Genomic DNA, 24,561 nt, shown 5'->3' with positions numbered 1-24,561 from the left:
TAGTATTATTTACATTTTTGCATGGTATTACAGGAATAATTTTACGTCAATAAAAATTTCGGCTCGGCTTTCGCCAAACCGAATTTTGTTTTTTATATTCAAATACAGTTACTTAAAATAAAATACACTCTGAAACTATTTTCATGATAATTATTTATCCTGATTGGACTTAATCCGATTATGGCGCGCATACTTTTCTTAAATTGATTCACGATAGCAAAAATAAAGCAGCGGTTTTATCGTTTAAAAACCGCTGCCCGGATGGCCTGCCGGCAAACACGAAAATTTCCAGCCGGCCGCCCCGCCCTATTCCCGCTCCTGCCAATTTTTAATATTTTTTCTGATAAACTTCAACTGTTTGCGGTATCGTCGGCAATGCGGGCAAATTGCCAGATGCACCCACACCGAAAGGCGTTCGCGCGGGGTGAGTGTGCGGTCCTGGCTTTGCGAAAGCAATACGCAGGCTTCTTTGCATTTCAACATATTTCCTCCTTATTTCCCTGCGCCTTCTTCTTCGGCCAAGTCGAACCAGCGGTGTTGCAGGCACCGGCGCAGGCCGTTGCGGGCGCGGTGCAAAATAACGTAGCAGTTATCTTTGCTGATGGCAAATTCGCGGCAGATTTCTTCCACGTCCCAACCCATCACTTCGCGCAAATAGAAAATGCGGGCGGTATCCTGCGGCAGGCCCTGCATGCAGTTTTCGAGCGCGCGGAAAAAATCCTGCCGGGCAACGGCTTCTTCGGGGGCGGGCTGCCAGTTTTGCGGGCTGTCGGCAAGCTGCCAGTGGCCGTTTTCGTCGAAACAGTGGTCGTAGTGGCGTTCGATGGCGTCGTTTTCTTCTTGCAGGCTCTCAAGGCTGACGGTGTATTTGTGGCTGCGGAAGTAATCGGCGATTTTGTTTTTGAGTATGCTCAACACCCAGGTTTTCAGCCCGGCGTCGCCGCGGAACTGGCTGTGTTTGGCGATGGCGGCGGCCAGCGTGTCTTGCACGATGTCTTCGGCCAGATATTCGTCGCGCAGTTGGATTTTGGCAAAGCGCAGCACATCTTGGCGAATGGCGGCCAGTTTTTGCGTGAATGCTTCCATGATTTATTCCGCCGTGAGTAAAACGCCTGCTTCCACCCAACCGCCGACGGCCGTTTTCAGGCGGCCTTCGATGTCCTGCCCCGGCAGCAGGCTTTGCAGGCTTTCGAGCAGGCGGGCGAAGGTGTCGTTTTGGCTTTGAAAATGTTGCAGTAAAAACAAATCGGTATCTTCCACAATGCGGTAATACACTTCGTTGCGGCGGTTGCGCCAGCTTAAAACGTGGCACGCGCCGGCGTTTATCTGCGCCAAACCGCTGCTGACGAAATCGCAGGGATATTGTTGCAGGCGGGCGGCGGGCGCCCATGATAACACGCTGTGTTCGCTCCAGCGGCCGTCTGAATCGGGTTGTCGGGCGGTTTCTGCGTGCAGCAGCGCGGTTTCGAAATCCATCATCGCCAGAATGTTTTCAGACGGCCTGTCGTGTTCGGGCAGGCGGTTGAGGTAGGCGAGAAACTGCGCGGGAATATCGTTGAAAAACGGCGATTCGGGGCGCGCTTCGATCAAAAAGCGGTTCTGCCAGCCCTGCCATTGCGCGGGGTCGAGCATAAGGCTGCTGTCGCTGAAGCAGAGGTCGAGAAAGCTTTTCAAATTGTTGCGCACCAGGCGGGTGTACACGGCCAGACGCTCGGGGGCGATGCCGGCGGGCGCGGGCAGCGCGGGGTTGCGCACATGGTCGGCCAGCTCGGCCTGCGCGCGGGCGGAGGGGCTGGGGTTATGCGGCTGCATGGCGTTCCTTTTCTGCTTGTTGTTGGATGGCGGCGATGCGGGCGACTTCGGCTTCCAGCTCGGCAAACGGCGGGAAGTTGCTGTCGCGCTCCAGCAGGGTGGGCACGCTGTGCGGCAGGCGGCGGCAGGCATAGGCAAACAAATCCCACACGTCGTCGCACACGGGCTGGCCGTGGGTGTCGATGAGCAGGTTTTCGGTTTTTTCGTCGTGGCCGGCCATGTGCATATAGCTGACGCGCGCCAAATCGGTGCGGTCGATGTAGTCGCGCGGGGCGACAATGCCGTGGTTGACGGCGTTAACGTAGATATTGTTGATGTCCAGATGGATGTCGCAGTCGGCCTCGCGCACCACGGCGTTGAGAAACTCGGCTTCGTCCATCTCGGCAATCGGGTTGTGGGCGTAATATGAAGTGTTTTCCACGGCGATGCGCATTTCGAGAATATCCTGCACCGCCCGGATGCGCGCGGCGGTGTGGCGCACCGACTCTTCGGTAAACGGCAGCGGCAGCAGGTCGTAAATATGGCCGTGGTGGCTGCAATAGCTCAAATGCTCCGAAAAAAAGCCGATGCGGTATTGCCGCAAAAATGCTTTGATTTGTTTGAGAAAATCAAGCTGCAACGGGTCTTGCCCGCCCAGCGACAGCGACAGGCCGTGGCAGGCGACGGGAAAGCGTTCGGCCACTTCATCAAACTGCTTGCGTGCCGCGCCGCCCATTCTCAACCAGTTTTCGGGGGCGATTTCAATGAAACGGATCGGGCTGTTGTTGCGGTCAAGCTGCAAGAAATCGGCAGCCATGCTGCGTTTGTAGCCCAAACCGGCGCCGTGCAAGGTATTCATTCCATCTCCTTTTTCATACTGTTCCAGCCATACGGGGCGAAAAGGCCGTCTGAAAACGGCAAACCTTTTCAGACGGCCTCAATTATTTATTTGCTGCCGCACTTGCCTTCGCCGCACTTGCCTTCGCCCGCTTTACCGGCAGATTTCTTGCCGGCCGACGCGCCGCATTTGCCCTCGCCGCAAGCGCCTTCCTGCGCTTTTTTAACGGCGGTTTTCACGGTTTTGGCTGCAGCGGGCTGTTTGGTTTCCGCCATTGCCTGTCCGCCCAACAATGCCAGCGCACCGGCCAATGCAATCAGAGAAGAAGATTTTTTCATGATGTTTCCTTTTAAAAAGTATTGAAAATTAACAAGTATTGAAAATGAAGTTGAACACATGAGGCCGTCTGAAAATGCCTGGCAGCCTTTTCAAACCGGTATCACATTATTTGCTGCCGCATTTACCCTCGCCGCACTTGCCTTCGGCAGCCTTGCCCGCTTGGGAAGCCGCGCCGCACTTGCCCTCGCCCGCTTTCTGCTGCACCGACACTTCCGGCGAAGAAGATTGCGCAGGCTCGACCTGGCAGCCCGCCAAAACCAGCGCGCCGGCCAATGCCATCAAAGTAGAAGTGGTTTTCATATTTCTTTTTCCTTTCAAACATATAGAGGGGATAAAACCAATAAAGAATAAAATCTCTGCCGGATAAAACGGCGCTTAACCGTTTCAGACGGCCTTATTGCGCCGGCCGAAAAGCAGATAGTCCAGCGAAAAACGGCCCATGCCCTGCAAAACCAACGGCAGCAGCGCCACCAGATAAATCAGTGCCATTTTGTAGCCGTTGTCGCACACGTTATAGCCGTTGCCGCTGTGTACCGCCGCCCATGCCACCGCCGTTAGTGCCATCAGCATCAGCGCGCCGGCGCGCCCGAACAGGCCGAACAGCAGCAACAGCGGCGCCACCAACTCGATGCCCGTTGCCGCCGTCCAGTTGAATCCAGCGGAAAACAAATTGAACGGAAACGGAAACGCGCTTTGAATATCGGCAAACCAGTTTTGGCCGTTCCATTTTTCAATGCCCGCTTCCCAGAATTCATAAGCGGCAAACAAGCGCAAACCCAAAATCGCGGCATCTTTGCCCCATGTGTCTGAAAAGCGGCTCAAACAAGCTGTGCGGTTCATGATGGTTCCTGAAAAATCGTTCATGCCCGAGTAGACGGCACAGGCGGCGGCTTCTTACACGTTGCTACAGATTTTTTATGATAAATCTTCAAGCGATTGAAAAAATTTAATATTTTGTTATAAAAACACCGCGGCCGTCTGAAACATTTCAGACGGCCGCGGTGTTTTTATAACAACCAACCCTTTGCAAAATCCATAACGCCATCTACTACATCAGCGTTATGCAAAAGCAGCCTTATGTTTTCCGAAGATTCATAACCAACATACCGCCCACCACCATCACCGCACCGCCGAGCAGGGAAACATGCAAAGGTTCGTTCAACCACAAAGTAGAGACGGTGATGCCGAAAACCGGTACCAGCGCCATATAGATTGCGGCTTTACCCGCGCCCAACGCTTTGATGCCGTCGAAATACCACAAATAGCCCAGCACAGTAGCCAGCACAACGATACCGGCCAAACTCATCCATGCCGCCGGCTGCGTATGGGCAAGCTGCTGCCAGCCGTGCACGCCTTCAACCAAAAACGAAGTTACCAGCAGCATCAGGCTGCCGCTGCCCGCCGCAACAAGCGTGCTGATGAGCGGCGGGATACCCTTGAGCAGAAAGCGGCCGATAAGGGTATAGGCGCCCCAACTCAGCACGGCACCGAAAAGCATATATTCGCCCATGCCCAGCCCGCCGGAAAACAGCGCCAGCCAATCGCCACGAGAAATGGCGGTTAATGCACCGGCAACCGCCAGCGCCATGCCGCAGAAAATACGCAGGTTAAGCGGTTCGCGAAACAGCCAGGCGCCGAGCAACAAAGGCAGCACCGGGTTTAGGGCAACCGTGGTCGCGCCTTTGCCGGCGGGCACATATTGCAGGGCAACCATGAAAAAGACGGCATAGAGATAAATGCCGAAAAAGCCGGCAATAATCAGCCCCGCCCACTGCGGGCGGCCAAGCGCGCGCAGCGGTGCAAAGCCTTGCCGGTAATACAGCCACATCAAGAGAATGGCGGTGCTGAACACAAAGCGCAGGCCGGCGCCGGCAATCGGCGGCATATGCTGCACCATGGTTTTCGCAAACGACCAGCTCGCACCCCAAAACAACGCCATGCCGATAAGTTGCAGGTGGACGCGCAAACGCGATGGGGCGGGCATAGTGCGGCTCCTTGATAAAAGCCTACACGCCGAACGCGCGCCGATAAGAATCAGGCACGAACTGCACTGGCGCGGCATCGGCGGCGGTTTGGCGGTATTGCGCGTTTAACAGCCAATACGGATCGCGCAGCAGGCCGCGGCCGACGGCCACCAGATCGGCGGCACCACTGCCCAACACATAATCGGCGACGGCGGGATCGTCCAGCAGGCCGACGGCAATCACCGGCAGGCCGGTGGCCTTTTTCACCGCATCGGCCAAATATACCTGATAACCGGCGGCAATCTGCGGCATATGCGCAGCATCGGGCGTATCGTCGCCGCCGCCGCTCACATCAATCACATCGGCGCCTGCCGCGGCATAATGCTTGGCGATTTCGCAGCCATAGGCCAGGTCATAACCGTTTGCGCCGTATTCCTGCGCAGAAATGCGCACCAACAGCGGCATTTCCGGCGGCATCACCGCACGGGCGGCGGCAATTACCTGCTCGCCGAACAAAAATTTGTTTTCGCCGTATTCATCGCTGCGCAGATTGGTTTTCGGTGCGTGGAACTGGTGGATCAAATAACCGTGTGCGCCGTGCAGCTCGATGGCATCAAAACCCGCTTCCACCGCGCGGCGCACCGCATCCTGAAACGCCTGCACGGTTTGGGCGATTTCTGCGCGCGACAATTCGCGCGGCTCCTGATAGCCGCCCCAGCGCGGGTCGGCTTCCACACCGCCGCCGTACGCACCGTTGGCCGAAGCGGACACCACATCGTCGGTGCCCAAGGCTTTGCGGCCGGCATGGGCGATTTGAATGGCAATCTTGCTGCCCTGCGCGTGTACGGCATCGACGATTTTTTTAAACCCATCGCGCTGTTCGTCGTTCCACAAGCCCAAACAGCGCGGGCTGATGCGGCCGTTGGGGGCAACGTTGGTCATCTCCACAATAATCAAGCCGGCGCCGCCGACGGCGCGGGAAACGTAGTGCACATAATGCCAATCGTTCGGCACGCCGTCAGTAGCCTGATATTGGCACATCGGCGGCATCACCAAGCGGTTTTTCAGCGCGAGGTTTTTGATGGTAAACGGGGTGTTGAGAAAACGGAATTTGGCCATTTTGGTTTCCTTATTTGTCTGTGAATCAATTGAAATCATACGCCCGATAGGCCGTCTGAAAGCGGTGCGGCGGCTTGTTCAAACAGGCCGCTGTTGTTTTGGTTTAACACGGAAAGATTGGGCAGTTGGCTGGTTTGCATATTGACTGCCCCTTTAAGTTTACCAATCGAAAATTTCTGTATTACATATATCTAAAAATTTAGATATTTAATCCGTTTAAAAACCGCTGCGAACAGCGCAAAACGTTTACGATACGCGGCAAAACCAGCTGCCGCGAACCGCTGAATCCCTGCCTTACAAGTTTTTTTGCAGGGCTTCGATTAATCCGGCCACGCCTTGCGGCAGATAGCGGTAGTAAGTCCATTTGCCCACCCGCCGGCTTTCGATCAGCCCGGCCTGCTTTAAGGTGCTCAGATAGCCCGACACCACCGACTGCGCCAAGCCCGATTTTTCAGTAATCATGCCCACGCACACCCAGCCGTCGAACGCTTCGCCCGAGGCTTGCAACATTTCTTGGTTGTTCAAACGCTCGGCCGCGAAATGCCCGTAAGGGTTTTTCAACCATTGCAGCATTTGCAAGCGGTGTTCGTTGGATAAGGCTTTTAAAACTTCGATGGTGTTCATGTGCGCGGCGTGGCGGGTGGATATGGCGGTGATTATATCTAGTTTTATAGATTTGTAAATAAGATATAATAAAAAAAGCCGTCTGAAAACTTTAGGCTTGAGATAAGCTGTTGTTTTCAGACGGCCTCTGTTTCATCAAAGATTATTGCCGGGCGGCATCGTCGTTTTGGGTGTAACGCTTCAAACCGCCGCCGAGGGCTTTATACAGGTCGGCAAGGTTCTCCAAACGGGTGAGCTGGTTGGCCAGCAGCGCGGTATCGGCGCTGTAGCTGCTGCGCTCGGCATCGAGCAAATCGAGCGCGCTGGATACGCCGTGGCGGTAGCGCAGGTTAATCAGGCGCAGCGAATCGGCATAAGCCCTGCTCTGCTTGGTTAAAGCGGCATTGCTTTTATCCAGCTGCTCGCGGGCAACCAAGGCGTTGGCTACGTCTTGGAAAGCCGACTGTACGGCGGCCTCATAATTAACCACTTGAATCTGCTGGCGGATTTTCGCAGCATCGAGGTTGGCTTTGTTGCTGCCCCAGTTGAAAATCGGCAGATTGATGCTGGGTGCGAACGACCATGTGCCGTTGCCGCCCTTAAACAAACCGCTCAACTCGGTAGAACCTGTGCCGATGGTGCTGGTGAGGCTGATGCTGGGGAAAAACGCCGCACGCGCCGCACCGATATTGGCGTTGGCCTGTTTGAGCGAATGCTCCGCTGCGCGGATGTCGGGGCGGTTAAGCATCACTTCGGAGCTTAAGCCTGCGGGCAATTTGCTGATTTTGAACTGTTTGTTCAACGGCAATCCGGCCGGCAAATCGGCCGGAAGCGGCTGGTTGATCAGCACGGCCAACGCGTTTGCCGCCTGCTCTTTGGATTTCACGGCATTAGCATAATCGGCTTTGGCCGATTCGATCAGGGCTTCCTGCTGGCGCAAATCAACGGCGGAAACCACGCCCGCTTTGTGTTTCAGCTGGGTGAGTTTGTAGGTTTGCTCGCGGGTTTTCAACACGTTTTGCGCCAGCTTCATGCTTTCTGCGGCATAAAGTTCGTTGAAATAGGCTTTCGCCACCGAAGCCACCAGAGAAAGATGGGTGGCATCGCGGGTGGCGGCGCTGTTGAAATAGCTTTGCAAGGCGGCTTCGGTGTTGCTGCGCACTTTGCCGAACAGGTCGATTTCGTAAGAAGTTACGCCCAAGCCGACGCTGTAAGCCGACGACACATACGACCGGCCCGTGTTGCTCAAATCGGCCGCCGTTCTGCCGCGCGAACCGCTGCCGGTGGCATTGATGCCGGGCAGCAGGTCGGCACGCTGAATCATATACTGCTTGCGCAGGGCTTCGGCATTGAGCGCGGCGCTGCGCAAATCGGTGTTGCGCGCCAACGCGATTTCAATCAGGCGGTGCAGGCGCGGGTCGGCGAAATAATCCTGCCAGCCCAAAGAGGCCGCCTGAATGCCGGTGCCTGGATAAGTGTCGTATTTGAAATTCTCGGGCACGCTTACCTGCGGCTGCTCGTATTTCGGAATCATGGCGCAGGCCGACAGGGCAATACTCACGGCCACGGCACTAATAAGGGGCTTGAAGTTCATGTGTTTCATACTTAATCCTTGCCAGGGTGGGCATTATCGGTTAAGGCGGCATTGTCTGCAACCTGTTCTTGCTCAGGTGTACCGTGGCCTCCTTTAAAGATTTTACGCACCACAACATAGAAAATCGGCACAAGGAACACGGCCAAAACCGTACCGACCAACATCCCCCACAACACAGTCGTACCAATGGCGCGTTGACTGGCCGAGCTGGCACCCGAAGCGATATACAGCGGCACCACGCCCAAGATAAAGGCAAACGAGGTCATAATAATCGGACGGAAACGCAGGTGTGCGGCTTCCAGTGCTGCGGCAATGGCCGTTTTGCCCTGCTCTTGCAAGTCTTTGGCAAACTCGATAATCAGAATGGCGTTCTTCGCACTCAAACCGATTACGGTAATCAGGCCGACTTGGAAGTAGATATCGTTGAGGTATTGGGCAGGCATACCGAACAGATTACCGGTAAGGTTGCGGCCGGTTACACCCAACACCACACCCAAGAAGCCCAGCGGCACCACCAAAATCACGGCCAGCGGAATCGACCAGCTTTCATACAATGCGGCCAGCACGAGGAATACGGCCAAAATGGCAAAACCATACAAAACATAAGTTTGCGAGCTGCCCTTGGCTTCTTCGCGCGACTGGCCGCCCCATTCCAAGCTGTAGCCGGGCATTTGGTCTACCATTTTCTGCACTTCGGCCATCACTTCGCCCGAAGAATAACCTGTAGCCGCCGCGCCTGAAATCTGCATGGCGGGATAGCCGTTGAAGCGCACGCTCTGCTCCATACCGTTTTGCCAAGATACGGTGGCAACGGTGGAAAGCGGCACCGCTACGCCGTTACTGTTGGGCACGGGCAATGCAAGAATATCGGCAGGCTGCATACGCGCGGCGGCATCGGCCTGAACAATCACCCGCTGCAAGCGGCCGTTATTGGGGAAGTCGTTTATATAAGAAGAACCCAACGCCGTACCCAAAACGGTTTTGATGCTGGAAAAATCAATGCCCTGCGCGGCGGCGGCCTGACGGTCGATTTCAATCTTCAACTGTGGCGCATCTTCCAAACCCGAAGCACGCACATTGCTGGCATCAAACATCGGGTTTTGGCGCATTTTGCCGATCAGCTCGTTACGTTTGGCTAACAACGCTTCGTGGCCGCTGTTGTTGCGGTCTTGCAGATACATTTCAAAACCGGAGCTGGTGCCCAATTCCATAATGGCGGGCGGGTTCATCACGATCGCAAAACCGTCGCGCACGCTGCCCATCAGCGCACCGGTAATCTTACCGGCCACCGAAGCAGCATCACTGCCTGCGGCTTTGCGCTCGTTCCAATCTTTCAGGGTCACGAAACCAAAACCCATATTCTGGCCGGAACCGGCAAAGCTGAAACCAGACACGCCGATAAAGTTTTCCACTTCGGGCATGGAGGTAATCACTTGGTTGGCAACGGCCAAAGTGGCATCGGTACGCTCTTTGGTGGCGCCTGAAGGCAGCTGCACCATCATCATCAGACTGCCTTGGTCTTCAGTCGGCAGGAAGGATGTGGGAATGCGCACAAACAGCAAACCGGCCACGGCGGCCAGCGCCACATACACCACCATCATGCGGGCGGATTTGCGCAACAGCTTGGCCACCCAGCCTTCGTAGCGGTGTGTGCCGTCTGAAAACTTGCGGTTGAACCAGCCGAAAAAGCCTTTTTTCTCTTCGTGATGGCCTTTGGGAATGGCTTTGAGCATGGAAGCGCACAAAGCGGGCGTGAGCGTGAGGGCGAAAAATGCCGAGAAAGCAATCGCAATCGCCATGGTTACGGCAAACTGGCGGTAAATATTACCGGTGGCGCCGCTGAACATCGCCAGCGGCACAAACACCGAAATCAACACGGCTGTAATACCGACTACCGCACCGGAAATCTGGCTCATGGCCTTTTTAGTGGCTTCAACCGGAGGCAGCCCTTCTTCGGCCATAATCCGCTCGACGTTTTCCACCACCACAATCGCATCGTCCACCACGATACCGATTACCAGCACCATCGCAAACATGGTCAGCACGTTAATCGACATGCCCAAATACCAAATCGAGGCAAACGCACCCAACAGCGAAATCGGCACCACGATGGTGGGAATCAGCGTATAGCGGATATTCTGCAAAAACAGGAACATCACAATAAACACCAACACAATGGCTTCGATCAGCGTGTGCACCACTTTCTCAATCGAAATGTTCACGAACTTAGACGTATCGTAAGGCGCCGACCATTTCATATCGTTGGGGAAATAACGCTGCAACTGATCCATTTTTTCACGCACGGCGGTAGCCGTCGCCACGGCGTTACCGCTGTTGGACAGCATCACCGCCATACCCACCGAAGGCTTGCCGTTCAAGCGCGTGCCGGTTGCATAATCCTGGCTGCCCAAAGCGATTTTGGCCACGTCTTTCAGATAAACGTTGGCACCGTCGGTGCTGGAACGCAAAACGATGTTGCCGAACTCTTCGGGCTTGCTCATCTGGCCTTGCGCCACAATGGTGGCGGCAATGGTCTGCCCCTGTACGGCAGGCAGATCGCCCATCGTGCCTACGGAAAGCTGGGCGTTTTGGGCACTGATGGCAGAAGATACGTCGGCAAAAGAAAGGTTGTAGTTTTGCAGTTTTTTCGGATCAACCCACACGCGCATGGCACGTTGCGAGCCGAACAGGCGGGCTTCGCCTACACCTTCCACACGCTGGATTTCCGGCTTGATGTTGCGCTCCACATAGTCGGCGATTTCTTCTGTGTCCATGGTGTCGGACGACATCATCAACACCATCAGGAAGTTGGATCGCGATTTGGATACGGTTACACCGTTTTGCTGCACGGTTGCGGGCAGCAGCGCCGTTACTTCGGAAAGTTTGTTCTGCACTTCAACCTGCGCCATATCCTCGTCGGTTTCGGGGGTAAAGGTCAGGCTGACCGTGCCGCCGCCGCTGGACGTTGCATTGGTGGTCATATAGTCCAAGCCTTCCACACCGTTCATATTGCGCTCGATAACGGCCAGCACGCTGTCTTCCATTACCTGTGCCGATGCACCCGGATAGGTGGCCGTCAGCGTGATGGTAGGTGCGCCCACGGAAGGATATTGGGAAACCGGCAGACTTCTGATGCCCACAACACCTGCGATAATCACGAAAATCGCGATTACCCAGGCAAAAATCGGGCGGTCGATAAAAAATTTAGCCATGTGTCGCTTCCTTATTTTTTCTCGCCGGAAGCGGCGGCGGGTTTGGCTTCAGAGGCCGTCTGAACGGCAGATGCGCCTTGGGCGGCGGGGGCGGCTTGCGATGCCTGCTCCGAAGGCGGCGTCCATTCTTTAGGCGTTACTTTTTTCGCCTGCATCATACCGGCGATAGATGTACCGTCCACAATCACTTTGTCGCCCGCCTTGAGGCCGTCTGAAATAATCCAATTACTGCCGTATTGCTGCGCCACCGTTACCACGCGCGGTTCCATACCGCCTTGGGCGTTCACAATCATCACCGTATCTTGCTTGCCGCGCGTTACCGCCTGCTGCGGCACCACGAACACATCATCCATATCGGCCTGCGGCAGGCTCACACGCACATATAAATTGGGCAGCAGAATGTTATCGGGATTGGGCACTTCGGCGCGCAGGGTTACTTGGCCGGTGGTTTCATCCACCGTTGGGTCTGCAAACAGAAGGCGGCCTTTGTGGGCGTAGGTTTGGCCGTTTTCAAGTTTGATGTCCACTTCCACCGCGCCGTTTACCGCCTTCATTTTGCCGTCGGCGATATCTTGGCGCAGCTTCATGGCATCGGTTGCGGATTGGGTAAGGTTCACATACATGGGGTTGGTCTGCTGGATAACGGCAAGCTTGGTGGTGCTGCCGGAACTAACCAACGCACCTTCCGAAACATAAGATTGGCCGATATAACCGGAAATCGGTGCGCTGATGCGCGAGCGGTCCACATTGATTTGGGCCGATCTGATTGCTGCTTGGGCAGCTTTCACACCGGCTTCGCCGGAGCGCTTAGACTGCACGGCGGCATCGTAATCCTGCTTGCTGATGGCATCGGCGGCCACCAAAGGCTTGTAGCGCGCCAAATCGGCATTGGCCTTAGCCAACGTTGCCTGTGCGGAAGCCAGCTCGGCGCGGGCGCTTTCCAAAGAAGCGGTATAGGTTGCATCATCCAACTGATACAGCGCCTGACCGGCCTTCACATAACTGCCCTCTTGAAACAAACGCTTTTTGATAATGCCGCTCACTTGCGGCAGGATATCGGCCGAGCGGCGCGACTCCAAACGGCCGGGCAGTTCGGTGCTGATGGTTACCGACTGCGGCTGCACGGTAACCACGCCCACTACGGGCGCGGGCGCCTGCTGGCCTGCCGCGCCCCCTTTGCCCTGCTGGGCCGATTCTTCACTTTTGCCGCAGGCAGACAATGCCAGCAGCGTAGCAGCGGCTACGGCCGCCAAGCGCAATGTTTTAGAAGAGCAATATGTCATGATCTCAATCTTTCTATGAAAATGTAATTTCCTTACATATCTTACACGGCCCAAACCATTTGCAAACCATGCAGATTTATTTTCGGCCGCCGGCAAAACCGGCAAAACCCACCTGCATCACGCAATACAGGCATAGTAAAATAATCCGCCATTATACATACACGCTTGCATGTTAAAAAGTTATTTCTTATAATCGTGAAACTTTTTTACAAAAAATAACCCGCAACACAAACCATGCGAAAAACCAAAGCCGAAGCCCTGAAAACGCGCGAACACCTGATGCTGGCCGCGTTAGACACTTTTTACCAAAAAGGCGTTTCCCGCGCCTCGCTCAACGAAATCGCCCAAAACGCCGGCGTAACGCGGGGGGCTTTTTATTGGCACTTCAAAAACAAAGAAGACTTGTTCGACGCCATCTTCCAACGCCTGTGCGACGAAATCGCCGGCCGCTTGGAGGCAGACTTGAACGATGATGCTGCCGATATGTGGGAAACCATGCACGTCAGCCTCACCAATATGTTTCACCGCATGGAAAACGACCCAGCGCACTATAAATTCAGCAGCGTGCTGCATTTGAAATGCGAGCATACCGAGCAAAACCAGGCCATCACCGCCGTTATCGACAAATATGAAAACATGTGGCACGAACTGCTCGATGCCGTGTTGAAACAATGCATCAAACAAGAATCGCTGCCTGCCGATTTAGACACCACACTTGCCCGGCTTTATCTGAAAGCATCCATTCACGGCCTGATTCACCAATGGCTGATCAATCCCGAACGGGCCAACTTAAAAGAAAACGGCCCGCGTTTCGTGCAAACCATACTCAGCAGCCTCAGGCACTGCCCCACCCTGCGCAAACCGCAAACCGCCGCTTAACCGTTTCACCAACTTTCAAAGCCCGAAAGCTTTATAAACATAATTAAGGCCGTCTGAAATGCTTAAATCCCGCCATTTCCGCCTATGCGGGAATGACGGTAATCGAATGTTTCAGACGGCCCAAACGAATTTTGCAAAAATCCAACCCATCGATATTCAACAGCTATTGTGTAAGAGCCAAAGACACAACAAAGATAGTGTATTAAACTGTCAATGCCATTATATTAAACAGCAGGCAACAGTTACCCCAAACCCCGTATTTTTACGGGGTTTTGCACTTTGTATATTGAAATTCTATGATACTGTTTTATATCGGTTTTTGTCGTATTCCGTCCCGTTTTTCAGTATATGGAAAGCGATTACGGCCAATTTTCGCATTATTGCAACAATAATGACTTTGAACGGCTTCTTTTTCTCTTTCAGGCGGCTTATGAAGTCGGGAAAGGCATTTATCCGATAAGCAACGAGCGCGGGCATATACAGGGCTGCCCGCAAGTCGGATTTGCCTACTTTTGAGATACGCGGCCTGCCGTTTATGCTTTGCCCTGATTGGTATTTGCGCGGATCCAGTCCGAGATATGCAGTAAATTGGGCGGAGCTTTCAAAGCGGTTCGTTAGTGTGGCAAGCAATACCGCCGCTGACATTTCGCCTATGCCGCTGATGGTTTCCAGGCGTTTTCGGTTTTTGTCGTAATCGGGGTTTTCTTTGTAAAAGGCCTGCAAGTCTTTTTTTAGCGCCTGTAAATGACCGTTCAAGTAGTCTATTGTTGCCTTTATGTGCCGCTTCAAGTAATCGGGGGCGGTCTGGTATTTGGTCAGTTCCGCCGCCCGTTGTTTTTTGACACGGGTTATATAGCGGGTAAGTTCCTGAAGCTGTTTTTGTGCCGGTGTCGGCTGTTGCCACGGTTCGGGATTCATGGCTTTGCAGTATTGGGCTATCAGTTTTGCATCTTGTTTGTCTGTTTTGCTTCTTTGCAATACGGCAACCGCGAAACCTTTTATTTTGCGCGGGTTCTCAACGCTTATTTTGTAATGGCCGCCAAGATATTCCGCCACGCTTTCGTAATAAGTTCCTGTTGCTTCGCAACAGCAATGCAGGGTAGCGGGGGCGGCGCAGCTTTCCAGCCATGCTTTCAGGGCTTTAAACCCGTCTTCGCTGTTTAAAAAATCACGCTCATAAAAAATGCCGTCTGAAATCAGACAGCACGACAGTTCAAACTTGCCTACATCTATGCCTAAGTACATGGGTTTTACCTTATAAATACAGGCTTTGCGCCTTAGATAGTGTTCAAACTTGATAATTGAGACAAGCCCCCGCTTCAATCTTTGTTACATGCTTGGACGCATCGGCCGTACTTGCAAAGTCGGGAGCTTTGCGGCGCGGGTAGCTAATCCGAGCCGCGCGGGAATTTTAACGGTATCGGGTATTTATAGCAATTTGGCATTTTATGCCCGCCGGTTTCGGTCGATTTTCGCCGTTTCGGCTTTGGCCAGTAAAATCGGTTGAAATAAAATGCTAAAGGCCGTCTGTATCGCGTTTCAGACGGCCTTTATTGTGTTTTGTTCAAACAGTGCAGGAAGATTCAGGCATCGGGGGCGGCGGGGCGGGGCGCTCTATCTAGGGTAATACCAGTCAAGGAATTCATGCGTTACCGCACCAACAACATGCCGAAGCCCTGGCCATATTCGCGCCCGGCCGCCCCCGATGTTTCGGCCTGTCGGCCGATGCCTAAAAATCCAACCGTTACCGGAACTACCCGTTACGCTGCATTTCCGCCATCTTGCGACGCAATCGGACGGGGGTTTTATGCGATTTAAAAACTGCCCTGTAAATCCTGCAAGGGGGTATTCATAAAGACTTCGTCTTTACAAACCTTCCCCCTTGCAGGATTTACAGGGCAGTTTTTGGACAATCGCAACCCCCGACCGACAGCGACGCAAGACCGATAAAAAAAACAGCTCCACTAATCAACCCCCCTTCCCTCAAGCTCAACAATCCCGATGGGGGCTGGCAGGACAGGGAACCAAACATTATTAATGAGATTTTCGCCAGCGACGGATTAACCAGCTGAAAAAGAAAGGAAATGACATGATTTAATTTTGAATGAAAACCGAATCAAGCAGGGCGGGGAATAGCAAAAATCCCCGTTGGCGCGGGGATTTTGGCATTGCCCGTCATCGTTTAATACGTTGAAAGGCTTAAAATGCAGTTTAAAATACTCTTCGCTAAGGGAAAACTGCTTTTGACGGTCAACATTGACACGCGGATTATTTTAGCGGTCATCATGTTAATCAGTCAATAGCGAGACCCGCCAAATAGGCCGACTGAATCCGATTCAGACGGCCTTTCTGTTTACGGCCTGAATTTTTCCCCCGCTTCGACATAGCCGTCATACATTAAATTCGGTAGTGGTTTTCCGCCCATTACCAGCACTTCCCCAGCAGGGGCAGAGATACCCCCTGCCGACGATTCAGACGGCCTATTTTGTGTGGTTTCGTCTTTGTACGGGTTAAACGGCAGGCCGTTTTTAACGTAGTCTTTGCACATTTCGGCGCTTACTTCTTTCAGCGGTGTAGCCTGATCTGAATAGCAGGTACAACCACTACTTCCACCCGAAATACAGGCCGCGATACGTTCATAGGTTTTTACTTGTCTTACACCGTCATACAGGGGCTTGCTTTCGGGCTTCTCGGCCAGCGTAGGCACATATAAATCAGGCGTGAGGCTTTGACCCTGCCCCACCGCAGACGGTGGCGCGGCAGGCATCGGAGACGAAGCCGGCGAAACGGCAGCATCGGAAGATATAGCCGAAGTTTCAGCTTCAACCTGCCCCGTTCCGCGTTTATAAGCATCATAAACGCCGTATCCTTTCCACGCGATTAATCCGAAAACGGCAACCAGAGCATAAACAGCTAAGGGAATATTCTTTTTGAATTTAAGATGCTGGCTAGACGATTTATAGTATTTAAATGCGTCTTTAGGCGGTTTCCAGCTTGCCGACTGGACACCTGTTACAGCAGCAGGATTTTCAAGACTGGTAACAGCCTTATACCACCAATATTGCTTCATTCCGATTGGCTTACGTTCGAGATGTATATGTTTCGAGACGAGATTACGTAGATACGGATCTATCATCATCGGATGTTGCGTCATAAGGATTAAGGTAAAACCCTCATGACGCAATTCTTTCAGCGTTTTAATATATGGCGGCACTTCGCGCCCCGCAGAGCGGGTAGGATAGGCATAATCGCATTCATCAACTATCACAACAGAACCCGTAGGCACAAGTTCATTTAGCGGCGCAGACTGTATTTGTTCTTCAGTCAACTCTTTTGCCTTGAATTTCTCTTTATTTAATCCGTCTATATGACAAAAATAAAGAGGGCGCGGCACTTCCGTACCATCTTCAAGCGTCATCTTAAACAAGCCGTCTTCGTTGTTCAAAATCATAGAAACAACTTTAGACGTTTTGCCGGTGCCCATATTTCCAGTTATTAAATAAATCATGGCAACCCCTTATCTAGGCATGACAAAAGTCAGCTTGTTTAAAGCAGCCATACCGACATAAAACGAAAAAGCGCCGAAAAGATAACCCAAACCCTGACCGAAACCCCCTATCAGCAGCAGGTTTAAAATATCAGACGGCATCGAGCTAAAAGCGTCAACAACATATTCTTTGAACTTGGTGAGTGCGACGGCATAGCCTACATAGCTTACAAAGGTAAGACCCGTAGCAATAATAATGCGGACTATGAGCAATTTAAGCAGCAAGGCCAAAAGCGGGATAAAAGCAGCAGGCATTTTTTTAACCCTTTCTCAACGAGCCGAAAACAATAAATGCGGACATGATGATAAAACCGAGCAATACAGCAAAGCGCACCTGCTCCATAAAATGACACAAAGGCGTATAGCTTATTTCAACGGGCTTACCCCAAATATGGAAAGTTTTAGGCTGAGGGCAAACACCATTAGGCGGTAAAAAATCATCGGGTTCCCAAGTTCTTTCATCTATTGTTTGCGGGATTGAAATGCCATCGAACATATCTTGGGTAGGTTCCCCGACTTTTGCACAGGCGAGAATATCGGGGAACAACTCACACAATAAGCCGCCGTCTTGCTTTTCATTGGGTTTGTCATCTGATGAATCGTCTTGTTTATCGCTATCAGGATTGTCTTTGTTATCCCCATCTTGATTAGGTATGTTTTCGGTACGGGTATCACCGTCTGTTTGCGGGGAACCATCAGGGCTTGGCGATGTACCCGGATTCGATGAGCTACCGGGATTGCTGGAACTGCCCGGATTGGACGAACTACCCGAATTGCTGGAACTGCCCGGGCTTGACGACGGCGCGGACGAACTGTTCGGGGTTAAATCGGGGCGCGGAGTAATCTGAACATTTACGGTTGTTTGACCGTTGGCGGTATTAAAGGTTACTGTTACCTGTTTGGGCTGGCCGTCTGTATCGGTATATGGGCCGATTGTTACAACGGTGCCGTTAGGTACGGTTACATCGGGGCTTGTCGTTACACCCGGCACAGTGCCGTCATCATTGGCGGTTGCATTGACATAGGGAGTAGGATTCGTATCGGCACGAGAGCCGATAATATCGTCAAATTCGGATTGGGTTATAGGCTGTTTGGTATTCGGCTTGATAGTCCAAAAGGCCTTAACCGCAGCCCCCCAACCAGTAACAGCACTACAACCACCATACGGAGTAGAGCCAGTATAACTTTTAGCTTTATGACTGGTATTACCCTTACTTTCATAATAGGCATCAACATCACGCGAAGCCCTATCACACAAGCCGTCTAAGGTTGATTTATAGCTTTCGTAGCCGTAATCATAAGACCGCTTGGTCAACCCCATACGGTAAAGAACCAGTTGTTTGCCTTCGCTATCTTTACGGTCATCATTACCTGTTATTTCGATAATATATTCTTTCGTAGTAACGAAGTTTTGGGCGTTGCTATCCCATACGTAGCCGTTTTCCTGTAGTGTTGGCGCAACTAAATCATAGGCGGTTTTTGCAACGGTTGCCGCCGTGATTCCCCAGCCGATCGGACCGCTGCCCGCACCGGCGGCGAGGCGGCCGCCTGCAATGGCTTTGCCAAGCAAGTTTTTTAGGACGGTTTGGCGAGGGACAGAAGCCGCAATAGAAACAGGAACTTTAGAAGAAGAAATGGCACCACTAGCAGCGTGTTTTACAGATACTTCATTAATTTTTTTAGCAAGATAACGCGCTTCAGCCTCTTCAGTTTTAGACCAGTTAACAGAGCGAAATTCTTTGCCATCAATACGGGTTATATCCTGATAAATAACCTTGCCACCACTATTTTGAACTAAAAGATGGTCAGAACTTCGCTCAATAACCGAAGCAAATGAGTTAGAGCAAACGAATAGAATAACGCCCGTAATAAAAAGCTGTTGAAATTTCATTATCATAATATTCCGAACATTCAAAGCCCGAATCGGAAAAATGAACTTTCAAAATAGAACTATCTTCAAAAAATACAACAATATCATTCAAATAAGTTCTATTAAGGAAATACTGGAAATATCGCCTTGCAAAAGAAACAAAATCATCAATAGGATAACGTTCATTCAATAAAACAAGTTCCCTAACACATATCTGATTAAGTTTTAAATCACGATATTCAAAAACAGTATCTTGCTTAAACTTTAATTCATCTTCCGAAATATAAAACATCTCAAACCCCACTTTCTAACCATCGTTACAGTTTTGAAAGTGCGAATTTAACACGTTTTCATAAATGACGGTATCAGTCCTTAAAAAGAATAAAGCCAATCGCAACCGGAACGGCCAATCCAAGATAAAAGTAATAATCCATCATCATTGAAACAGCCTTTTTGTAATTGAAACGAAATACACGGCAGCCATGACACCGAAAAGCAGCCAGCCTGTTTCAAGACCTGATTTCAGATTATCAACGGGATTGCATTGCGGCAGATTTGCCTTAATAGTTTGGCCGTTTAAAACCCATGCGGAACCGTTGTATTCTGGCTTGATAATTTGGCCGTCTTGACTAATTTGAGGTACTACCAAACTGAAATAGACGTTTTCAGCCTGGCTTTGCTCAAGACATTTATTTCCAACTTGGTAGTACATTCTGTTTACCTATTATCGCAACAAGCGTTTTACGATGGAGATAACAAACAGCGCCGCAAATACGCCCACTACCAGCCAACCAGCTTCAAGGCCGTCTGATTTGGCAGTTTCAATACCTGTTTTTGCCGCTTCAGGCAAAGCAGCATAGGCTTGAGTAGCGAGAGCCAGCGGAGCGGCTACAAAAAAGGCGGCTTTTGCGCCGTATTTACGGGCAATATTCATTGCTTTCATGATATTTCCTTTCAAAAGTGAGTTAAGAAAAATTTAGGTACGGGCTTTGTGAAGGTAATCAGACCGCCCGCCGAGCCTGAATCTTTTACATTTCAGTCAGGAAACCAAAGACGATAAAGTTGTCACCTATCTCTTCCAGCGCGGTTTCTATGGCTTCGTTCCTATCGAAGAAAAAACCGGCTTGGTTTATAAACGGCGTATGACCCACATCACCCGTATCAGACGGGTATAGGAAATCCCCTGTTTCCCGTGACTGCACTACATAAACATGGGTTATCGTCATGGCTTAACCTTTGCTTTGTGTTTTGGGCTGGAAACCGATGATTTTCAGTTTTTGGCTTTTGCCGTTAGTTACCAGCTCAACGGTTAAATTGGCTTCAAAAGGGAATGATGCGCCTTTGAATTGTTCAAAATTAACGGAACCGCCGAAATCGTATTCCGTAGCCGAGCTGCCCAAGGCGTTGCCTTGGCTGGCATCTAACGGGGTTGCGACGATAACGCGGCAGTAGTCGAATGTTTTGCCGTCGATTTGGCCGTTAAAACGTTTTACGCCCATGATTTGGCCTTGAATCTGCATTTGCATGATGGTTTTCCTTTCATAAATACGCTGCACTTTCAGGCGGCAGCGTTCTGCCTTTTAAAACTTGCTAGAATATTGGTGATACGCCCAAGCCAAATAATCTTCTTCGTGCTTGTCTGAAATCAGCTTGGTCATTTTTTGTTTCTGTTCCAATACCATTTCAATCAGCATTTGGGCGGATTCGCCCAGTTTCAGACGGCCTTCATCTTCATGAACAGCAGGTGCGTGATTATGTTCGGCTGAATAGGCTTCCATACTCAAACGCTTAGGCAATAAGTCGTGTTCGGGTTCAAACATGGCCAGTATTTCGGCAGGCTGTTTGTTCGGGAACATGGATTTGGCGGCATTGATGGCGCGGCCAACTTGGTTTCTGGCTACTTCGATACAGCGTTCAAAAGTCAATTCAAGATTCTTTTGTACGGCTTCAATCCGTTTGGCTTTCTCTTGGAACTGCGAGCAAATGGGATATGCACCGCCGAAGTATTCGCCCGGCACGGTCAGCACCTCAAAAGGAATCACAATATCTTTGGCCTTGAATTCGATTTCAAAACGCACCCAAGGGCTTTCTTTGTCGCCCAACTGTTTGCCTTTTTCGTACACACGGACGTATTTGGACGATTCGCGCGAGCCGACATAATAGGTTTTGCCCTTACCATTGTTTGATTCCCAGTCTGTTCCGACAGATTCGCCATCAGGCATCATGTGGTGATTGGTGAATTTGCCCGCCAGTCGGTCAGCTTTGGCTTGTTCGGGCGTGTATTCGCCGTTGAAAAAGTCTTTGGCAATATCGATACGGGTAATTTTCGGGCGGACGGCTTTGGTGATGAATTGGTAAAGACGGGATTCCCAGCCGTCTGAAGCGGCATTGCAGCCGGTGGCGGTAATTTCGACCAACATTGTGTTGTTTTGGCCGCCGAAGTGAACACGCCCGTATTGGGCGTTATCGGTTCCCATCAACCAGCAGGAATCATAGAAACGGCCGCCCGAATGTTTGGCTTTTTCTGTAATGCCAAAGCCGAAAATATCGTTAAGTGCCATTGATGCACGGATAATGTATTCATCATCTGCAACGAGCGGATAACCGGCGAGCAGCGACAAGGTATCTTCATGAATGGAAAAACTGATTTGGTCAATAAAGGCGGAATTTGCCTTACCGCGTCTTAACGGAATTTCCAGCAAACGGCCTTTGGAATCGGTCAAAAAGTGGGTGTATTTTTCAAACGCTTCCTGCTCCACGCTTACGACCGCTTCCGTTTCTGCTCCCCCCCTATTAGATAAGGGGGGCGCCATACCGGCGCATGAAGCCGCCTTTGGCGCGTCGTCGAAGCCGCCGCCACCAAATACGGCTTCATGCGCTTTCTTTGCTTTGTCTTGACTAATCATTTGGCAAGTTCCTTATCCATGATTTCGCGCACGGCCAAACGACCAAATTCGTAAGCTTGGTTCAAGGTTTTGACGCGATTATGCGGATTGCAAATAGGAAAAGAGACGGTGCGGATCAGAATGTCATCCCTGAAAATGCGGACAACGTAGGATTTGGGAGAAGTATAATCGTCGGGATTGACGGTATAGAATGCGATGAACATGATTAAGCCCCTTCACTTGGCGTTTAAGTTAAAGGGGCTTTACGTTTGTAAGATATGCCCCTTACATGGGGCGCAATATATAAGGCCGTCTGAAAACAAAGTTTCAGACGGCCTCGAACAACAGCCACGGTATTTAACCGCCTACTCCGTTGTCTTTCAAGATTTTTTCGATTTGTTCCTGAACTTTCTGCTGCTTAACCTGCTGCGTCAGGAAAGGTTTCACCTGCTCGAACGGCGGCGCTTCCGGGTTGCGCTCGGAGGCGGCCAGTTTAAACAGATAGAATTTTCCGTCCATATTCACCGGTTCGCGGGTAACTTGGCCGCGCGTCATGCCGTCAACCAGCTGTGCCATTGCGGGCGGCAGCTGCTGGGGCGAGACAAAGTCGGCAAACGCTTGTTCGGGGTTGGGATAGCGTTTCATCAATTCGTCGAACGACAAACCTTTCAGCAGCAGATCCTGAGCCTTGCGCGCCTCTTCGGCAGTGGGGAAATACACCTGCTGCAACTTCACCACACGGGTCTGCCGGTCGTAACCCGCACGCAATTCCGCTTCGCTAACTTCGGTGTTCCGCTCCAAATAAAGCGCATACTGCATGGCGTAAAACTGCGCTTCTACGTTTTTAAACTGGTTCTGCACTTCGGCATCTTTGTTCAAACCCGCCTTGAATGCTTCGTTTTTCAGCACCTCTGCGGTTTGCAGCTGCAAAATCACGTTTTTGCGTATCGCCGCGCCGTCGGGGCGCGGCGTACCGGGCGTGTTGTCCGCCTGTTGCAATACTTGGGCAACCATGCTGTCGATGCGCCCGCGGTCGATTTCAGGGGCTTTGGCAACTGCCAAACCGGCAGCCGCCAACACGGCCGCAGCCGCCAAAGTAGTGTATTTGTGTTTTATCATGGCATTCTCTCCAACTGCTTATCTGGCGTTTTGTATTTTGGCTTTGCGGTAAAGCGACTCAATCGCGCCGTCCACCCGGGCCGCCTGCAATTCTTGTGCAATGCCGTTTTTCGCGGTTTCGTAATCCGGCACTTTGGCGGCACGTTTGTCGTTAATATAAAACACGCCATACAAACCGTTGCCGTCTTCCAGCGGAGTGGTGGTGTATCCGCCCTTATTCAGGTTTTTCACGGCAGCATAAACGGCGGGCGCGCCCTGTTCCAAATCTTTCAAGTTCACATAAGCGGCATTCAGGCCGCCGGTCTGCTTGCCGCGCGGGTCGGCCGTATATTGCTTGGCAACGGCTTTGAAGTCTTTTTTGGCTTTTAAATCGGCAATGGCTTTTTGGGCGTCCGCCGCATTGCGGGTTAAGATTTCACCCAACTGCACTTCGTGGCTGCCCCGGTAAAACTTGCTGAAATCACCGTAGGCTTTTTTCACGTCGTTTTCTGTAACGGGGTTGCCGCGCAACACATGGGCGATGTAGGCTTGGTTTTGCAGGGCGGTTTCAAATGCCGACCACTGCTGCGGAAAACCGGGTTTCTTGTCATCCCCGCTCTGCTTCGCCGCCGCACGCGCCTGCTCCAGCGCCTGTTTGTATTCGGCAGACTGCTCCAGCTTCAACCGCTTCGCCTCCTGCGCCACCAAAGTCATGGTTACTTGGCGTTCGGTCAGGTTGCGGCGCAGCATCGCGCTGTCTTGAACCTGCGGGTTTTGGCTTTGCAGCAGCTTCACTTGGTAGTCGATATCTTTACTGTCGATTTTCGCACCGTTCACCGTTACGATGGTTTGCGCCATCAAGCTGCCGGACACCAACAACAACGCTGCGGCAGATGCAATATAAGATTTTTTCATGGTTGCTCTCTGATTTATCGGAAATCAAAATTAAACGTTAATCCGTATCAGCCGAACCGGCTTAACGGAAATATTCTTCGGGCGTAACCGCTTTGATGCTTAAGGCATGTATCAGGCCGTCTGAAAACAAATCCTGCAACGAATCTTTAACCATGCGCTGACGGTTGACCCTGCCCACGCCGGCAAACACTTCGCCTACCACTACAACAGCATAATGACCGCCGCCCCTGTTGCCTGCATGGCCGGCGTGCAGATGGCTGTCGTCGCGGAACTCGCACAATTGCAAGCCCAACGGTTTCAGACGGCCTTCGATAATCGCCTGCATATCCATTATTTAAACACGGCCTTAAACGGTTTGATCAGAATTTCTTCATACACGCCCGCTCCCACATAGGGATCCTGCTCCGCCCATGCCTGGGCATCGTCCAGCGACGCAAACTGGGCGATAATCAAACTGCCCGACACCCGATCGGGGTTCTCCGGCAGGGGGTTGGGGCCTGCCGTGAGCAAACGGCCTTCGGCCTGCAAGGCTTCCAAGCGTTTCAAATGCTCGGGGCGCGCAGCCATACGTGCATCGTGCACCCCTTCGCCGTCGGTGGCCAGCAACATATAATATTCCATAAA

Annotated in this window: 27 protein-coding genes and 1 pseudogene; 1 reads left to right on the top strand and 27 read right to left on the bottom strand. The window is 51.8% G+C overall.

Annotated elements, in window-relative coordinates; genetic code table 11:
• Nucleotides 1-306: 306 nt before the first annotated feature.
• The 13 genes and pseudogenes from H3L92_RS01410 to H3L92_RS01350 form a co-directional block, all read right to left on the bottom strand.
• Nucleotides 307-483: a zf-HC2 domain-containing protein gene (locus H3L92_RS01410; RefSeq protein WP_085365099.1), complete on the bottom strand. Its 177-nt coding sequence runs from the start codon at nt 481-483 to the stop codon at nt 307-309.
• A gap of 9 nt (nt 484-492) precedes the next feature.
• Nucleotides 493-1,086, bottom strand: coding sequence for a sigma-70 family RNA polymerase sigma factor (locus tag H3L92_RS01405; protein WP_085365100.1), 594 nt, complete (start codon nt 1,084-1,086; stop codon nt 493-495).
• A 3-nt stretch (nt 1,087-1,089) separates the two neighbouring features.
• Nucleotides 1,090-1,812 carry an HvfC family RiPP maturation protein gene (locus tag H3L92_RS01400; protein WP_085365101.1) on the bottom strand — a complete coding sequence of 241 codons (723 nt, stop codon included), beginning with the start codon at nt 1,810-1,812 and terminating at the stop codon, nt 1,090-1,092.
• On the bottom strand, nt 1,799-2,650 hold the full coding sequence (locus H3L92_RS01395) for an HvfB family MNIO-type RiPP peptide maturase (protein ID WP_085365102.1): 852 nt from the start codon (nt 2,648-2,650) through the stop codon (nt 1,799-1,801). Before H3L92_RS01395 ends, H3L92_RS01400 begins: the two co-directional genes overlap by 14 nt.
• 86 nt (nt 2,651-2,736) lie before the next feature.
• Nucleotides 2,737-2,967 (bottom strand): HvfA family oxazolone/thioamide-modified RiPP metallophore, encoded by a 231-nt coding sequence (locus tag H3L92_RS01390; protein WP_085365103.1) that lies wholly within the window; start codon nt 2,965-2,967, stop codon nt 2,737-2,739.
• Between the two features lie 106 nt (nt 2,968-3,073).
• Nucleotides 3,074-3,163, bottom strand: a pseudogene (locus H3L92_RS13690) (HvfA family oxazolone/thioamide-modified RiPP metallophore); the annotation flags it as partial.
• A gap of 189 nt (nt 3,164-3,352) precedes the next feature.
• Entirely contained in the window at nt 3,353-3,808 is a 456-nt protein-coding gene (locus tag H3L92_RS01380) for an HvfX family Cu-binding RiPP maturation protein (RefSeq protein ID WP_085365105.1), read from the bottom strand.
• A 235-nt stretch (nt 3,809-4,043) separates the two neighbouring features.
• The gene (locus H3L92_RS01375; protein WP_245945455.1) at nt 4,044-4,952 is read right to left on the bottom strand and encodes a DMT family transporter; all 909 of its coding nucleotides are present in this window, start codon (nt 4,950-4,952) and stop codon (nt 4,044-4,046) included.
• Between the two features lie 22 nt (nt 4,953-4,974).
• Nucleotides 4,975-6,051 (bottom strand): NADH:flavin oxidoreductase/NADH oxidase, encoded by a 1,077-nt coding sequence (locus H3L92_RS01370; protein WP_085365106.1) that lies wholly within the window; start codon nt 6,049-6,051, stop codon nt 4,975-4,977.
• 294 nt (nt 6,052-6,345) lie between these two features.
• On the bottom strand, nt 6,346-6,675 hold the full coding sequence (locus H3L92_RS01365) for an ArsR/SmtB family transcription factor (protein WP_085365107.1): 330 nt from the start codon (nt 6,673-6,675) through the stop codon (nt 6,346-6,348).
• 142 nt (nt 6,676-6,817) lie between these two features.
• Nucleotides 6,818-8,257: an efflux transporter outer membrane subunit gene (locus tag H3L92_RS01360; RefSeq protein ID WP_085365108.1), complete on the bottom strand. Its 1,440-nt coding sequence runs from the start codon at nt 8,255-8,257 to the stop codon at nt 6,818-6,820.
• A 2-nt stretch (nt 8,258-8,259) separates the two neighbouring features.
• Nucleotides 8,260-11,460 (bottom strand): efflux RND transporter permease subunit, encoded by a 3,201-nt coding sequence (locus tag H3L92_RS01355; protein ID WP_085365109.1) that lies wholly within the window; start codon nt 11,458-11,460, stop codon nt 8,260-8,262.
• An 11-nt stretch (nt 11,461-11,471) separates the two neighbouring features.
• Nucleotides 11,472-12,743, bottom strand: coding sequence for an efflux RND transporter periplasmic adaptor subunit (locus tag H3L92_RS01350; RefSeq protein WP_085365110.1), 1,272 nt, complete (start codon nt 12,741-12,743; stop codon nt 11,472-11,474).
• Nucleotides 12,744-12,977: 234 nt separating this feature from the next.
• Between H3L92_RS01350 and mtrR the strand changes: the two genes are divergently transcribed.
• Complete coding sequence (gene mtrR, locus H3L92_RS01345; RefSeq protein WP_085365111.1) at nt 12,978-13,622, top strand: multidrug efflux system transcriptional repressor MtrR; 645 nt, start codon at nt 12,978-12,980, stop codon at nt 13,620-13,622.
• A gap of 294 nt (nt 13,623-13,916) precedes the next feature.
• Here mtrR and H3L92_RS01340 read toward each other — a convergent pair whose 3' ends face one another.
• The 14 genes from H3L92_RS01340 to H3L92_RS01275 all read right to left on the bottom strand — a co-directional run bounded on the left by H3L92_RS01340 (nt 13,917) and on the right by H3L92_RS01275 (nt 24,558).
• Complete coding sequence (locus H3L92_RS01340) at nt 13,917-14,867, bottom strand: IS110 family RNA-guided transposase (protein ID WP_085365112.1); 951 nt, start codon at nt 14,865-14,867, stop codon at nt 13,917-13,919.
• Nucleotides 14,868-15,975: 1,108 nt separating this feature from the next.
• Complete coding sequence (locus H3L92_RS01335; protein ID WP_085365113.1) at nt 15,976-17,130, bottom strand: zonular occludens toxin domain-containing protein; 1,155 nt, start codon at nt 17,128-17,130, stop codon at nt 15,976-15,978.
• Between the two features lie 9 nt (nt 17,131-17,139).
• Nucleotides 17,140-17,424: a DUF2523 domain-containing protein gene (locus H3L92_RS01330; RefSeq protein WP_085365114.1), complete on the bottom strand. Its 285-nt coding sequence runs from the start codon at nt 17,422-17,424 to the stop codon at nt 17,140-17,142.
• A 4-nt stretch (nt 17,425-17,428) separates the two neighbouring features.
• Nucleotides 17,429-19,066 (bottom strand): IgG-binding virulence factor TspB family protein, encoded by a 1,638-nt coding sequence (locus H3L92_RS01325; RefSeq protein ID WP_115336271.1) that lies wholly within the window; start codon nt 19,064-19,066, stop codon nt 17,429-17,431.
• Nucleotides 19,067-19,475: 409 nt separating this feature from the next.
• Entirely contained in the window at nt 19,476-19,751 is a 276-nt protein-coding gene (locus H3L92_RS01320; RefSeq protein ID WP_085365116.1) for a hypothetical protein, read from the bottom strand.
• Nucleotides 19,752-19,763: 12 nt separating this feature from the next.
• Nucleotides 19,764-19,982 carry a major capsid protein gene (locus tag H3L92_RS01315; RefSeq protein WP_085365117.1) on the bottom strand — a complete coding sequence of 73 codons (219 nt, stop codon included), beginning with the start codon at nt 19,980-19,982 and terminating at the stop codon, nt 19,764-19,766.
• Between the two features lie 85 nt (nt 19,983-20,067).
• Nucleotides 20,068-20,265 carry a hypothetical protein gene (locus H3L92_RS01310; RefSeq protein ID WP_085365118.1) on the bottom strand — a complete coding sequence of 66 codons (198 nt, stop codon included), beginning with the start codon at nt 20,263-20,265 and terminating at the stop codon, nt 20,068-20,070.
• A gap of 3 nt (nt 20,266-20,268) precedes the next feature.
• The gene (locus H3L92_RS01305) at nt 20,269-20,565 is read right to left on the bottom strand and encodes a hypothetical protein (protein WP_085365119.1); all 297 of its coding nucleotides are present in this window, start codon (nt 20,563-20,565) and stop codon (nt 20,269-20,271) included.
• A 54-nt stretch (nt 20,566-20,619) separates the two neighbouring features.
• Nucleotides 20,620-21,945: a replication initiation factor domain-containing protein gene (locus tag H3L92_RS01300; RefSeq protein ID WP_372338515.1), complete on the bottom strand. Its 1,326-nt coding sequence runs from the start codon at nt 21,943-21,945 to the stop codon at nt 20,620-20,622.
• A complete protein-coding gene (locus tag H3L92_RS01295; RefSeq protein ID WP_085365120.1) occupies nt 21,942-22,148 on the bottom strand; it encodes a hypothetical protein in 207 nt (68 codons plus the stop codon). The genes H3L92_RS01300 and H3L92_RS01295 overlap by 4 nt, the downstream gene beginning before the upstream one ends.
• A 133-nt stretch (nt 22,149-22,281) precedes the next feature.
• Nucleotides 22,282-23,040 (bottom strand): peptidylprolyl isomerase, encoded by a 759-nt coding sequence (locus H3L92_RS01290; protein ID WP_372338517.1) that lies wholly within the window; start codon nt 23,038-23,040, stop codon nt 22,282-22,284.
• Nucleotides 23,041-23,061: 21 nt separating this feature from the next.
• On the bottom strand, nt 23,062-23,937 hold the full coding sequence (locus tag H3L92_RS01285; RefSeq protein ID WP_085365122.1) for a peptidylprolyl isomerase: 876 nt from the start codon (nt 23,935-23,937) through the stop codon (nt 23,062-23,064).
• Nucleotides 23,938-23,998: 61 nt separating this feature from the next.
• Nucleotides 23,999-24,268, bottom strand: coding sequence for a BolA family protein (locus H3L92_RS01280; RefSeq protein WP_085365123.1), 270 nt, complete (start codon nt 24,266-24,268; stop codon nt 23,999-24,001).
• Entirely contained in the window at nt 24,268-24,558 is a 291-nt protein-coding gene (locus tag H3L92_RS01275) for a YciI family protein (protein WP_085365124.1), read from the bottom strand. Before H3L92_RS01275 ends, H3L92_RS01280 begins: the two co-directional genes overlap by 1 nt.
• Between the last annotated feature and the right edge of the window lie 3 nt (nt 24,559-24,561).

It is taken from the genome of Neisseria dentiae, from assembly GCF_014055005.1.
Classification (GTDB): domain Bacteria; phylum Pseudomonadota; class Gammaproteobacteria; order Burkholderiales; family Neisseriaceae; genus Neisseria; species Neisseria dentiae.
Note: the sequence above shows the minus strand (reverse complement) of the source record. Positions and strands in the feature narration are given on the sequence as shown.

Bases quoted from the DNA above. Each gene is read 5' to 3' on its own strand.
- H3L92_RS01410 (WP_085365099.1), bottom strand. From the start codon at position 483: ATGTTGAAATGCAAAGAAGCCTGCGTATTGCTTTCGCAAAGCCAGGAC.
- H3L92_RS01405 (WP_085365100.1), bottom strand. From the start codon at position 1,086: ATGGAAGCATTCACGCAAAAACTGGCCGCCATTCGCCAAGATGTGCTG.
- H3L92_RS01400 (WP_085365101.1), bottom strand. From the start codon at position 1,812: ATGCAGCCGCATAACCCCAGCCCCTCCGCCCGCGCGCAGGCCGAGCTG.
- H3L92_RS01395 (WP_085365102.1), bottom strand. From the start codon at position 2,650: ATGAATACCTTGCACGGCGCCGGTTTGGGCTACAAACGCAGCATGGCT.
- H3L92_RS01390 (WP_085365103.1), bottom strand. From the start codon at position 2,967: ATGAAAAAATCTTCTTCTCTGATTGCATTGGCCGGTGCGCTGGCATTG.
- H3L92_RS01380 (WP_085365105.1), bottom strand. From the start codon at position 3,808: ATGAACCGCACAGCTTGTTTGAGCCGCTTTTCAGACACATGGGGCAAA.
- H3L92_RS01375 (WP_245945455.1), bottom strand. From the start codon at position 4,952: ATGCCCGCCCCATCGCGTTTGCGCGTCCACCTGCAACTTATCGGCATG.
- H3L92_RS01370 (WP_085365106.1), bottom strand. From the start codon at position 6,051: ATGGCCAAATTCCGTTTTCTCAACACCCCGTTTACCATCAAAAACCTC.
- H3L92_RS01365 (WP_085365107.1), bottom strand. From the start codon at position 6,675: ATGAACACCATCGAAGTTTTAAAAGCCTTATCCAACGAACACCGCTTG.
- H3L92_RS01360 (WP_085365108.1), bottom strand. From the start codon at position 8,257: ATGAAACACATGAACTTCAAGCCCCTTATTAGTGCCGTGGCCGTGAGT.
- H3L92_RS01355 (WP_085365109.1), bottom strand. From the start codon at position 11,460: ATGGCTAAATTTTTTATCGACCGCCCGATTTTTGCCTGGGTAATCGCG.
- H3L92_RS01350 (WP_085365110.1), bottom strand. From the start codon at position 12,743: ATGACATATTGCTCTTCTAAAACATTGCGCTTGGCGGCCGTAGCCGCT.
- mtrR (WP_085365111.1), top strand. From the start codon at position 12,978: ATGCGAAAAACCAAAGCCGAAGCCCTGAAAACGCGCGAACACCTGATG.
- H3L92_RS01340 (WP_085365112.1), bottom strand. From the start codon at position 14,867: ATGTACTTAGGCATAGATGTAGGCAAGTTTGAACTGTCGTGCTGTCTG.
- H3L92_RS01335 (WP_085365113.1), bottom strand. From the start codon at position 17,130: ATGATTTATTTAATAACTGGAAATATGGGCACCGGCAAAACGTCTAAA.
- H3L92_RS01330 (WP_085365114.1), bottom strand. From the start codon at position 17,424: ATGCCTGCTGCTTTTATCCCGCTTTTGGCCTTGCTGCTTAAATTGCTC.
- H3L92_RS01325 (WP_115336271.1), bottom strand. From the start codon at position 19,066: ATGATAATGAAATTTCAACAGCTTTTTATTACGGGCGTTATTCTATTC.
- H3L92_RS01320 (WP_085365116.1), bottom strand. From the start codon at position 19,751: ATGTACTACCAAGTTGGAAATAAATGTCTTGAGCAAAGCCAGGCTGAA.
- H3L92_RS01315 (WP_085365117.1), bottom strand. From the start codon at position 19,982: ATGAAAGCAATGAATATTGCCCGTAAATACGGCGCAAAAGCCGCCTTT.
- H3L92_RS01310 (WP_085365118.1), bottom strand. From the start codon at position 20,265: ATGACGATAACCCATGTTTATGTAGTGCAGTCACGGGAAACAGGGGAT.
- H3L92_RS01305 (WP_085365119.1), bottom strand. From the start codon at position 20,565: ATGCAAATGCAGATTCAAGGCCAAATCATGGGCGTAAAACGTTTTAAC.
- H3L92_RS01300 (WP_372338515.1), bottom strand. From the start codon at position 21,945: ATGATTAGTCAAGACAAAGCAAAGAAAGCGCATGAAGCCGTATTTGGT.
- H3L92_RS01295 (WP_085365120.1), bottom strand. From the start codon at position 22,148: ATGTTCATCGCATTCTATACCGTCAATCCCGACGATTATACTTCTCCC.
- H3L92_RS01285 (WP_085365122.1), bottom strand. From the start codon at position 23,937: ATGAAAAAATCTTATATTGCATCTGCCGCAGCGTTGTTGTTGGTGTCC.
- H3L92_RS01280 (WP_085365123.1), bottom strand. From the start codon at position 24,268: ATGGATATGCAGGCGATTATCGAAGGCCGTCTGAAACCGTTGGGCTTG.
- H3L92_RS01275 (WP_085365124.1), bottom strand. From the start codon at position 24,558: ATGGAATATTATATGTTGCTGGCCACCGACGGCGAAGGGGTGCACGAT.